The sequence below is a fragment of the Colwellia sp. MB3u-45 genome (genome assembly GCF_014077005.1).
Lineage (GTDB): Bacteria > Pseudomonadota > Gammaproteobacteria > Enterobacterales > Alteromonadaceae > Cognaticolwellia.
Genome location: NZ_JACGVC010000035.1, coordinates 36,597 through 48,328 on the forward strand (window position 1 = coordinate 36,597; position 11,732 = coordinate 48,328).

The window sequence follows — 11,732 nt, forward strand, 5'->3', positions numbered from 1 at the left end:
TAGAACAACTCGTGAGTACCGTAAATAGCTTATATTGGGTTTTTTCGCTACCTATAAAGTAGAGCAGATAATTAATGAAACGGGTGTTAGCAAATAATAATTACTGAATAGACATAAAAAAAGGGCTACTTTACCGCATGGTAAAGTAGCCCTTTTGCTTAATCGTTTTTAGCTATTTGCTTTCAGATCTTAAAAGGTATGAGCCTAGCTAGGATCAGCAATTTTAACAGCCACTGATGCTGGCGTTGTTAATGCTTCAAGCGGCGGAGCAAAGTCTGTTAGGTTAATACCGTCTACAGCGCTTTTGTACTCGGCTAAGGTAGGGAAACGACCCAGCATAGACGACAGTACAACTAACGGCGTAGAACCTAATAATGACTCACCTTTTTTCTCAGTGGTATCGGCTACAACACGACCTTGGAACAAACGTGTTGACGTTGCAATAACGGTATCACCAGGTTCAGCTTTCTCTTGGTTACCCATACATAAGTTACAACCAGGACGTTCTAAGTACATAATGTTTTCATACTTAGTACGGGCGGTATTTTTAGGCACAGCATCGTTAAATTCGAAACCAGAATACTTCTGTAGTATTTCCCAGTCACCTTCCGCTTTAAGCTCATCAACAATGTTGTATGTTGGTGGCGCGATAACTAAAGGTACTTTGAATTCAATTTTGCCATTTTGCTTTTCAATATTACGGAACATTTGCGCGATAATTTGCATATCACCTTTATGTACCATACAAGAACCCACAAAAGCTAAATCAACCGTTTTATCCTTGTAGAACGAAACAGGGCGAATAACGTCATGCGTGTAACGCTTAGACACATCGTCGTTATTTACATCTGGATCGGCAATCATAGGCTCGTCAATCAGGTCTAAATCAACAACGACTTCAGCGTAGTATTTAGCATTTTCATCTGGTGTTAATGCTGGTGTTTCGCCAGATTTAATACCAGCAATACGTTGGTCAGCTAAAGCGATTAAACCGTTAAGGGTTTTCGCTGCGTTTTCCATACCTTTGTCGATCATGATTTGGATGCGTTTTTTCGCTAATTCAAGTGAACCAATTAAGGTGTCATCTTGAGAAATACAGATTGAAGCTTTTGCTTTCATTTCTGCAGTCCAATCGGTAAAAGTAAAAGCTTGGTCAGCTAATAAAGTACCAATATGTACTTCAATAACACGGCCTTGGAAAACGTTGTCGCCAAATTGCTTAAGCATTTGCGCTTGCGTTGAATGCACAACGTCACGGAAATCCATGTATTTTTTCATGTGACCTTTAAAGGTCACTTTTACTGACTCAGGGATTGGCATAGATGCTTCACCTGTAGCAAGTGCCAGTGCAACAGTACCTGAATCGGCACCGAAGGCTACACCTTTTGACATACGCGTATGTGAGTCACCGCCAATGATAATGGCGCGGTCATCAACCGTGATATCATTTAACACTTTGTGAATAACGTCAGTCATTGCATGGTATTCACCTTTCGGGTCACGCGCAGTGATAAGGCCAAAAGCATTCATAAAGCTCATCAGCTTAGGAATGTTAGCTTTTGCTTTACTATCCCAAACAGACGCTGTGTGACAACCTGATTGGTAAGCACCGTCTACGATTGGAGAAATAGTTGATGCTGCCATTGCTTCTAGCTCTTGGCATGTCATTGGGCCTGTTGTGTCTTGAGAACCCACAATATTGACTTTAACACGAACATCAGAACCTGCATGTAAGGCATTTTTAGAGGTTACACCGACCGCGTTTCTATTGAATATTTTTTCAACTGCCGTTAAGCCTTGACCTTCAATTGACATTTCTTTGGCAAGTGCAAAAACTGCTGGCGCTGTAATACCTAAGGTTTCAGCAGCGAAAGTTTGAAGTTTTTTACCAAAGACAACGGCGTAAGAACCGCCTGCTTTCATAAATTCTACTTTCTGCGGTGTAAAAGCTGAAGATACATCAACAAGCTCTTTGTCGCCGTTGTATAGCTTCATCGCTTTAGTATCGATAGTTAATACCGTGCCGGTAGCTACTGAGTAAGCTTGTTCTAGTACAGAATCACCGTTTTCGTCAACAACAGCTTTGCTACTTGCATCGACTTTCTTAACCCAGTTTTTAAGATCAAGACCAATGCCGCCAGTGACATCTACTGTCGTTAAGAAAATGGGAGAAATACCATTAGTACCAGCAACCACAGGGGCAATATTAATAAAAGGTACGTATGGACTGCCTTGTTTACCTGCCAACAGTGCTACGTTGTTAACACCCGACATACGAGATGAACCAACACCCATAGTGCCTTTTTCTGCGATAAGCATGACTTTCGCGCTAGGGTATTTAGTTTGTAATGCTTTTATTTCTTCTTGAGCTTCTGGAGTGCTCATGCATTGGCCGTGCAATTCACGGTCAGCACGAGAGTGAGCCTGATGGCCAGGAGATAATAAATCTGTTGAGATATCACCTTCACCAGCAATGTAAGTCACTAGGTCAATTTTTTCTGCTATTTCTGGTAACTTTGTAAAGAACTCAGCTTTTGCATAGCTTTCAAGAATGTCTTTGGCAATGGCATTATTGGCTTTAAATGCTTCTTCAAGACGAGCAGTATCTGCTTCATATAAAAACACTTGGGTTTTTAATACTTCTGCTGCAGGTTTTGCCACTGATAAGTCGTCAGAAAATGCTAAGCTAAGTAGAACTTCTACTGAAGGACCACCTTTCATGTGAGAAAGTAATTCAAAAGCAAAGGCTACTGAGATTTCAGCAACAACAAATTCACCCAGAATGATTTCTTTTAAGAACTTGGCTTTTTCACCCGCGGCACTTGTTGTACCTGGCAAGGTATTATAGATAAAGAAATTAAGTGAATCAGCTCTGTGCTCATTATCTTGATCTTTAATTTGTTCGATAATTTCAGCTAATAACTCAGCACCATCTATAGGCTTAGGTGCTAGTGCTAATTCGTTTTTACGATTTTCAATCTCTGCTATATATTCTAGATACAGGCTCATTAAATTCTCTCTTCTTTAGCGATATTATTGCTAATAACATTTGTTAATCATTGTTATTAGCAGGACAAATTATACCCCCTAGTTTACCTGATTTTATGCTGACTACGAATCATTAGATTAAATAAGCATTATTCATCACTGTTATAGTTAATAGAAGATATAGTTATATTGCTTATGTTGGTGTCGTTATTAGTTATTATCCGTTGTTAGCAGGATAAAAAAGCACGGCAATTGTATTACTTAGTAGAAAAGTCTAATTTTCTAGCGGCTGATAATTTCCTATATTAGAGGTTAGTTATAGTAAGCATCTATTGACGCTGTTTAATTTTGACCTAACCATCAATAGATAGAACATTAATAGAGAGAACATTAAATTTTAATCTCAGATACTTAACAACGCTGTCCTAGCCTTGATAATCAAATTATCGAGTCCAACCAAAAGTCATATTAAGTATCACTTATCTTATTAGGTGAATATCGTGCTTCAAGAATATCGCAACCATATAGCAGAACGTGCTGCTGAAGGTCTTGTACCTAAAGCGTTAGATGCGGAACAAACCGCAGCATTAGTCGAATTAATTAAAAATCCACCGGTAGGTGAAGCAGTATTTCTTATCGACTTATTAACCAATCATATACCTGCGGGTGTTGATGACGCGGCTTATGTCAAGGCCGGTTTTTTAGCGGCGGTTACTCGCGGTGAAGTCACGTCAGCAATTTTAAGCCCTGAACAAGCAACACAATTATTAGGCACCATGTTGGGCGGTTATAATATTCAACCCCTGATTGAGCTGTTAGACCATGATAAATTGTCGGCCACTGCGGCGAAAGGTTTATCCCATACCTTGTTAATGTTTGATGCATTTCATGACGTGCAAGAAAAAGCTGAAGCGGGCAATGGGGCGGCCAAGCAAGTGATGCAGTCTTGGGCTGATGCCGAATGGTTTACCAGTAAAGAAAAAGTAGCGGAAAAAATTACCGTTAAAGTTTTTAAAGTCACCGGTGAAACTAACACCGACGATTTGTCACCGGCACCTGATGCTTGGTCTCGCCCTGACATTCCATTACACGCTAAAGCCATGCTTAAAATTGAGCGTGAAGGTATTACACCTGACGAAGATGGCGTGGTGGGTCCTATTGCGCAACTGGCAGAAATGCAAAAAGACGGCATTCCACTGGCTTATGTCGGTGATGTTGTCGGCACGGGCTCTTCACGTAAGTCGGCCGCCAACTCAGTGCTCTGGTTTATGGGCGACGATATCGCCTATATTCCAAACAAGCGCAGTGGTGGTGTTTGTTTAGGCGGTAAAATTGCCCCTATTTTTTATAACACCATGGAAGACTCAGGTGCCTTGCCGATTGAATTAGACGTGCAAAAAATGCATATGGGTGATGTGATAGACATTTATCCTTATGAAGGCGTAGTTAAAAATGCCGCTGGCGAGGTGATTTCACAATTTACATTAAGCGCAGTATTGTTAGATGAAGTGCGCGCTGGTGGGCGTATTCCCCTGATTATTGGTCGTGGTTTAACCGGCCGTGCGCGTGAAGCATTAGGTTTGGAAATAACAGATTTATTTGCCACACCCGTCGACCCTGCTGTTTCGACTAAAGGTTATACTTTAGCGCAGAAAATGGTTGGCAAAGCTTGTGGTGTTACTGGTGTTCGCGCGGGTCAATACTGTGAGCCAAAAATGACGACCGTGGGCTCGCAAGATACTACTGGGCCAATGACCCGTGATGAATTAAAAGATTTAGCCTGTTTGGGCTTTGCTGCCGATTTAACCATGCAGTCTTTTTGTCATACCTCGGCTTACCCTAAACCGGTTGATGTGGTGACTCATCACACCTTACCTGATTTTATGATGAATCGTGGTGGTGTCTCGCTTCGCCCGGGTGACGGCGTTATTCACTCGTGGTTAAACCGTATGTTGCTACCTGATACTGTCGGTACAGGTGGTGATTCTCATACCCGTTTCCCCTTAGGTATTTCATTTCCTGCCGGCTCTGGTTTAGTGGCATTTGCGGCGGCAACCGGTGTTATGCCATTGGATATGCCTGAGTCAGTTTTAGTGCGCTTTAAAGGTGAAATGCAGCCTGGAATTACCTTACGTGACTTAGTGCATGCCATTCCTTATTACGGTATTAAAAAGGGGTTATTAACCGTTGCAAAAGCCGGTAAAATTAATGAATTCTCTGGTCGCGTTTTAGAAATTGAAGGGCTTAAAGGCCTGTCGGTTGAGCAAGCCTTTGAATTGTCGGATGCCTCAGCTGAGCGTTCAGCGGGTGGTTGTTCAATCAAACTAGAAGAGGCAGCGGTTAGCGAGTATTTAAACTCTAATATTGTGATGTTAAAGTGGATGATCAGTGAAGGTTACGGTGATGTTCGCACCATTACGCGTCGTATCAAAGGCATGGAAGCTTGGTTAGCTAATCCTTCATTAATGGCAGCAGATAGTGATGCTGAATATGCCCACATTATTGACATTGATTTAGCCGATATTAAAGAGCCTATTGTATGTTGTCCCAATGATCCTGATGATGCGAGATTATTATCAGAAGTGGCGGGAGTTGCCATTGATGAAGTTTTCATCGGCTCATGTATGACCAACATTGGCCATTTTCGCGCGGCAGGTAAACTGATTGAGAAGTTTGGCAAAACCTTACCGACCCGTTTATGGGTGGCTCCACCAACGAAAATGGATAGAGACCAACTTACGGCTGAAGGTTACTATAATATTTATGGTAAAGCCGGCGCACGTATGGAAACGCCAGGTTGCTCACTGTGTATGGGTAACCAAGCACGGGTTGAAGAAAAATCAACTGTGCTTTCAACCTCGACACGTAACTTCCCTAACCGTTTAGGTAATGGCGCTAATGTTTATTTAACCTCGGCAGAATTAGCCGGTGTGGGGGCAATTTTAGGTAAGCTACCTTCGGTTGAAGAATACATGAAATATGCGTCACAAATTGATGCAACGGCCGCTGATACTTATCGTTACTTGAACTTTCATCAAATGGAAAGTTATACGAGTAAAGCCGATAAAGTCATTTTACAAGTAGAAGCCTAATTTGATACCTGCTTGTTGTGATATCAATAAATAACGGCGTGAGCAGTGCTTATCTCGTACTCGTGCCAATATAAGTAATACCAATTTTATTAATTAGGTGGTCTACTTTATACGCAGGGAAAATGGCCAAATATAAGGCATTTATTTTAATAACTAGTTGTTCTAATTATTAAATAAATAACGCAGTAGTGGGTTATTTTAACCAGTAAAAATGATCAGATAATTAGTGAGATTGGTATAAGCTAGGCTCTGCGCTTTTACTGGGTTATTTCTCCATAGCTTATATCTCATAGCTTATACCTCATAGTAAAAAGCCAATGCAAACCCCTGTTGATTATTATAATCAACAGGTTTTTTTTTATTGATAGCTTAAGTTGATCAGTTGATAGATTTATCGCTAATCTAGGGTCTTTTTAAAGCGCAGTACCGCTGCCATTAAGCCTAGCAGGGTAAAGCCCATTAGCCATAACATGTCAAAAGTCATATCTACTACTGCAACATCACGTAAAACTACCCCGCGAATTAATCGAATGAAGTGCGTGGCAGGTAAACCTTCAGCGATATATTGCGCTACTTCTGGCATACCTTCGTAAGGAAACATAAAGCCGGATAATAATATCGAAGGCAGTAAAATAAACACCGTCATTTGCATCGATTGCAGTTGGTTTTTTGCCAAGGTAGAGATAACTAATCCTAACACCAAGCTTGCGCAAATAAAGAGTAAAGTGGCGAAGGTTAATTGCCATAAACTGCCATTAATAGGCACGTTAAAAAAGAAATGTCCTAAGCCTAAAATAATGCTCACTTGAATAGCGCCAATAAAAATATAAGGAAATATTTTCCCTATCATGAGCTCAATCGAAGCTAAGGGTGTGGTAATTAATAGCTCCATATTACCGCGCTCTCGCTCTCGTACAATCGCGGCTGAGGTGAACATGATCATGGTCATGGTGAGTATAATTGCCACCAAACCAGGCACAGTATTGACCACACTACGTTGTTCAGGATTATATAATAAAGTGACTTCAAAGGTCGGGACATTACGATTCACCGGCTTGTCTAATAACTCGGCTAAGGGCATGTTGCGTAAACTTTTTATGCTGCTAGCAATTGCGGTGTCAGCGCCATCAACTAACCACTGCGCAATAGGGCGGCTGGTTTCTTCATCGCTTGCGGGGGGTAATCCAAAGCCAATGCTAGTATGGCGAACTAAGCGCTGAGCAACATCTTTAGGAATAATTAATACCGCCCGCACATCGCCTCGGTCAATGGCGGCTTGCGCTTGGGGTAACGAATGATAATGGCGGGTAAAATTAACCATACTCGTCGCGGCAACGGTTTGTTGTAAGACACGACTTAAGGCAGTTTGGCTTTGATCGACTATGCCGGCGGGGATATGGCGAATATTGGTATTAATGGCAAAAGCAAATAATAACAATTGCACTAAAGGGATCATGATCACCATGCCAAAGGTCATTCGATCACGTCTAAGTTGAATTAATTCTTTGATAACAATGGCTTGAATTCTCAATAAGGACATCATAACTGAGCCTTACTGACCTGTGATGCTGGCATAAGCTTGTTGCTAGTTGATAAGACAAAAACATCTTCAAGACTGGCTCTAACGATGTTGAGTTCTGCCTTGCTAGACATAATACGGCTATGCTTTAAAAAGGCGATAGGGTCAACAATGCTTTTATTGATTAATACCCGTAAATGAGCGCCAATCTGTGATGCAGAAACTACCTCAGGTAAGGCGATTAATTGTTGTTTTAGTTGCCTAAGATTGTCGGTTGATATTTCAATCACATTAGCCGGCATGTCAGCCATTAATTGTGCTGGTGAATCATCAGCGCGTTTAATGCCATTGTCTAAAATAGCTAATTTATGGCAGCGTTCAGCTTCATCCATATAATGGGTTGATACTAAAATAGTGATGCCTTGATCGCATAAATCAAATAACTGCTCCCAAAATTCACGACGATTTTCAGGGTCTACCGCAGATGTTGGTTCATCTAAAAATAATAACTTAGGTTTATGCATTACCGCACACGCCAGTGCTAAGCGTTGTTTTTGTCCGCCACTTAAGCTGCCGGCTAATTGCTTTTTAAGTTTTTCTAATTGATAAATACTGATGAGTTCATCGAGGCGAGCTTTTTGTTCTTTGGGGGGTAAACCGTAAACGCGAGCAATAAACTGCATGTTTTCTTTGATGGTTAAATCATCATACAAAGAAAATTTTTGTGTCATGTAGCCTATTTGTCGACGTAAGCTTTCGGTATCTTTAGGTAAATGACAACCTAAGACGTTAACTGTGCCAGCACTAGGTTTCAATAAACCGGTAAATAAACGAATCGCGGTGGTTTTTCCTGAGCCATTGGGACCAAGAAAGCCATAAATACGTTGCTTTTCTACCTGTAAATTCAATGAAGAAACCGCGGTCACAGAGCCAAATTTATGGGTTAAATTATTGGCATCAATCGCTAACTCAGCCATTAGCGCTCACTTAGGGAGGTTTTTTGTCGTGAAACTTTACTGGGTAAGACTACTTGTGCAGGAATGCCACTAGGTAAATCAGCGGCGTTGTCAGGCAGTATAATTTCAGCCAAGTACATTAGGTTAGCGCGCTCGGCTTGATTAAGTGCGTAATAGGGGGTGAATGCTGGCTCAGTAGCTACCCAGCGAACATGACCCAGTAGCGGTTGCGCTAAACCGTCAACGTAGACAGATAATTCATCACCAATATGGACATGAACGCGGTAAGGCTCAGGAATATAAACGCGCGCAAAAGGTGCTTTACCCGCAAGCACAATAGCCACTGGGCTACCTACAGTGACGCGTTCACCTAAGTTCCACGGTAAGTTATCTAAAATACCATCACGTTTTGCGGTAATGGTTAAATTACTGAGATTTTTTTGTTCGCTGGTTAACATCGCAATATTACTTGCTAACACAGCTTCAGCAATGGCTAAATCTTCAATGCGGGTACCATTAACTAATTGTCGTAATTGCTCTTTGGCACTGTTAAGCCTAGCTAAACTTTCATCGCGCAACGCTAGATCATTATCAAGCGTCGCTTGACTGGTTAAATTAGACTTTATCAGGCTTTGTGTTCGGGTGTAATTTGCCTTACTTTGTATTAATGCCGCTTTAGCGCCAGCCACATTAGCTTGTGCCGCAGCAACTTCTTCTGCACGAGCACCATTATGCGCTTTGTTTAAATTTGCTTGTGCTTGTTGCACCTGTGCTTGTGCTTTGGCAACTAACGCTTTTTGTAAGTCATCATCAAGCTTTACCAGTATCATGCCTTTAGTGACCTGACTACCTGCGCTAACAGGTAAGTCGGTGATCACTTCACTAACGGTGGCGGTATGAGCAATGCGGTCGCGTTCTAATGTGCCTAATGCGACATTTTTTCGATCGTTGTTACATGCGATTAAAAGTAAAAAAACAAAACTGACTAGTATTTTATTAGACATGGCTATTATCTTCCTGAAACAGCTGATAAATTTGGTGATGGATATTTAGTCTACGCCGTAACCTGCTAAGTTTAAGGACTTATTGCTTAAGGATTTATTTCGGAGCTACTTTTAAGTGTAACTGTGATTAAAAATTGTGCACCATAAAAGTTTGGTTTGATTTTTACTGGCTGTGAAAAGTTTTGTTTGGGGGTTAATTCGATTGTGACAGCTAAGTTGACAAAATTACCTAGCTTGCTATCTACCTAGCTTATTTCTTATTTAGTTTAATCCTTAGTTAGCCCTTAGTTAGCCCTTAGTTAGCAATTAGATAGCCTAGTTTTTACCTAGTTTAGCTTGGACTTTTTTCATGTGCTCGCGAAAGCTTTTATCAAATTTTGACTCCCCACAGCTAAAAAACTGTGTTGATGAGCCTTCGCTTAGGCCGTAGGCGCTCAAATCCTGAGTTATCGAGCATCTGCCGTCATCACCCTTGGTAATAGCTATACCTGCGCCCATATTTTTAGTATTTTTTTCACGTGTTTGTGCTTCATCTTTTAACGGTACTGAATGAGGCACCGTCTTTACGTCGTTATTAAAGATAGAAGGCGGTTGCTCGCTTTGATAAGGATTTTCGGTATTGGACACTGAGTTTTGATTAAGTTTACTGCGCAGCCTTTGTAATTGCATGAAACTATCTAGCTTGCTTCTCGTTGGCTCTGTTAACGGCTTTGGTTGTGACGTTTTAGACCGCGCTTTAGGTAATTCGGTTACCTTGCTTATTGTATCGTTAAAGGGTTTTTTGAGTGCTTTATTGAGTGTTTTATCAAGTGCTTTATCGATGAGTTTTTCTGTGTTTTTAGGTTTTGATGCCTGTTTCGTTTTCGCATTTTCATGGTCTTTTTTTACCGTAGGCAGGTCTTCAATGGGTATTTCTTTTGCTAGCGGTTTTGTTTTAATGGCCTTTAGCTCGGTTTTGTCTAACTTGGGTGCATAATAGATGAAGCTTTTTATTGGCGCATGCTTCGAGGGTGATTTTACTATTTTTTGTTGGCCGGGCTGGGTTACGAACATAACGAAAAGTATTAAGCTATGCACAATTAGCGATAATAAAACGGCGGTGAAAGTTCCTTTTTTCACAAAGATATAACGATCAGATAAATAGACAGGTAATTTATAGACGTTGTAACCCAATTTAAGTTCAATGGTCATTTACCCGAGTGACTGGTTTCTAATATAGGGGCTAGGTGTATTCGATTGAACCATAGATGATAAAAATATCATTGCTAGCACATGTGTTTTAGCTCATGGCAGCTTTACCAAAGAGATATAGTCGTCTATAGCACTCATCTGTACTAATTATACTGAGTTGAGGTTGGTTGAATTGCCATTTTTAATGTGAGGATAAAAAATAGTAAACAAGTGCGCGTAATCTCGTGTTAAAAACTATGATTTTGCTACAATTAAGCTGCGACAGCAATTCGCTAAACATCGTAAAGCTAAGCTGTAGATTTTCTTGAAAACATGGTGACTATTTTATTAATAGCACTGGTGTTCTAAGCCTAATGTTAAGCCTAATGTTAAGCACTGCTGCTGTCGCAAAGTAACAATTACCCGTCTTAATACTAAATTGGCTTTAATTATTCTCGCTAAGTGGCCAGTGATATAATCCGTTTGGTATAAATAGGGCTTTCCCAAAGATTTTTCAAAATGAGGTATGTATGGAATATCAATTTATAAACGATCCAATAACCGGTGGCGCCATGGCTAAGTTTTCACTTGAGCATGAAGTTATCGGACCTTGGTTAGAGGTTGAAGTGGGTGCTGACCCGGTAAAGTTGGCAAATTTATTATCTGCAATTTCCGAGATTGAACAAGAGAAAAAATTGGAGATCACCATAACGGGTAGTGAATATACCGTGGTTTTTAATCGTGGCGATGTCACAGTGCAAACCAATGCCAGTATGAATGGGGTCGAGGTCTTGCCAGAGGATCTGATGGAAGAAGACATTGATTTTGATCAACATGACTCATCGTCTTGTGGGCGTGAAGATTTTCGTGAAATATTATTGTCTTGGGCAAAGTTTCTTAATAAATAGTTATCACTTAGCCTGGTTGACTTATCAGGCTAAGTGATTATTACTCTCTCATTAAGAGAGTTATTATTATCTTAATAAGAGAGTAATAATTAAGA

7 protein-coding genes are annotated in these 11,732 nt (G+C 40.7%); 2 read left to right on the plus strand and 5 right to left on the minus strand.

Translation table 11 applies throughout. From position 1 onward, the window contains the following. Positions 1-204: 204 nt before the first annotated feature. Complete coding sequence (locus H4J41_RS01800; RefSeq protein ID WP_182136455.1) at positions 205-3,009, minus strand: bifunctional aconitate hydratase 2/2-methylisocitrate dehydratase; 2,805 nt, start codon at positions 3,007-3,009, stop codon at positions 205-207. A 479-nt stretch (positions 3,010-3,488) separates the two neighbouring features. Between H4J41_RS01800 and acnB the strand changes: the two genes are divergently transcribed. Beyond that, positions 3,489-6,080: a bifunctional aconitate hydratase 2/2-methylisocitrate dehydratase gene (gene acnB / locus H4J41_RS01805; RefSeq protein ID WP_182136454.1), complete on the plus strand. Its 2,592-nt coding sequence runs from the start codon at positions 3,489-3,491 to the stop codon at positions 6,078-6,080. Positions 6,081-6,477: 397 nt separating this feature from the next. On the opposite strand, the gene H4J41_RS01810 is transcribed toward acnB, so the two are convergent. The 4 genes from H4J41_RS01810 to H4J41_RS01825 all read right to left on the minus strand — a co-directional run bounded on the left by H4J41_RS01810 (position 6,478) and on the right by H4J41_RS01825 (position 10,750). Further along, positions 6,478-7,623 (minus strand): ABC transporter permease, encoded by a 1,146-nt coding sequence (locus tag H4J41_RS01810; protein ID WP_182136453.1) that lies wholly within the window; start codon positions 7,621-7,623, stop codon positions 6,478-6,480. Beyond that, positions 7,620-8,576: an ABC transporter ATP-binding protein gene (locus H4J41_RS01815; RefSeq protein ID WP_182136452.1), complete on the minus strand. Its 957-nt coding sequence runs from the start codon at positions 8,574-8,576 to the stop codon at positions 7,620-7,622. The genes H4J41_RS01810 and H4J41_RS01815 overlap by 4 nt, the downstream gene beginning before the upstream one ends. After that, entirely contained in the window at positions 8,576-9,559 is a 984-nt protein-coding gene (locus tag H4J41_RS01820; RefSeq protein WP_182136451.1) for an HlyD family secretion protein, read from the minus strand. Before H4J41_RS01820 ends, H4J41_RS01815 begins: the two co-directional genes overlap by 1 nt. A 315-nt stretch (positions 9,560-9,874) precedes the next feature. Then, positions 9,875-10,750, minus strand: coding sequence for a hypothetical protein (locus tag H4J41_RS01825; RefSeq protein WP_182136450.1), 876 nt, complete (start codon positions 10,748-10,750; stop codon positions 9,875-9,877). A gap of 509 nt (positions 10,751-11,259) precedes the next feature. Between H4J41_RS01825 and H4J41_RS01830 the strand changes: the two genes are divergently transcribed. Continuing rightward, positions 11,260-11,637, plus strand: coding sequence for a YacL family protein (locus H4J41_RS01830; RefSeq protein ID WP_182136449.1), 378 nt, complete (start codon positions 11,260-11,262; stop codon positions 11,635-11,637). Positions 11,638-11,732: the final 95 nt, after the last annotated feature.

Coding starts and splice junctions, on each gene's coding strand:
- H4J41_RS01800 (WP_182136455.1), bottom strand. CDS start 3,009: ATGAGCCTGTATCTAGAATATATAGCAGAGATTGAAAATCGTAAAAAC.
- H4J41_RS01810 (WP_182136453.1), bottom strand. CDS start 7,623: ATGATGTCCTTATTGAGAATTCAAGCCATTGTTATCAAAGAATTAATT.
- H4J41_RS01815 (WP_182136452.1), bottom strand. CDS start 8,576: ATGGCTGAGTTAGCGATTGATGCCAATAATTTAACCCATAAATTTGGC.
- H4J41_RS01820 (WP_182136451.1), bottom strand. CDS start 9,559: ATGTCTAATAAAATACTAGTCAGTTTTGTTTTTTTACTTTTAATCGCA.
- H4J41_RS01825 (WP_182136450.1), bottom strand. CDS start 10,750: ATGACCATTGAACTTAAATTGGGTTACAACGTCTATAAATTACCTGTC.
- H4J41_RS01830 (WP_182136449.1), top strand. CDS start 11,260: ATGGAATATCAATTTATAAACGATCCAATAACCGGTGGCGCCATGGCT.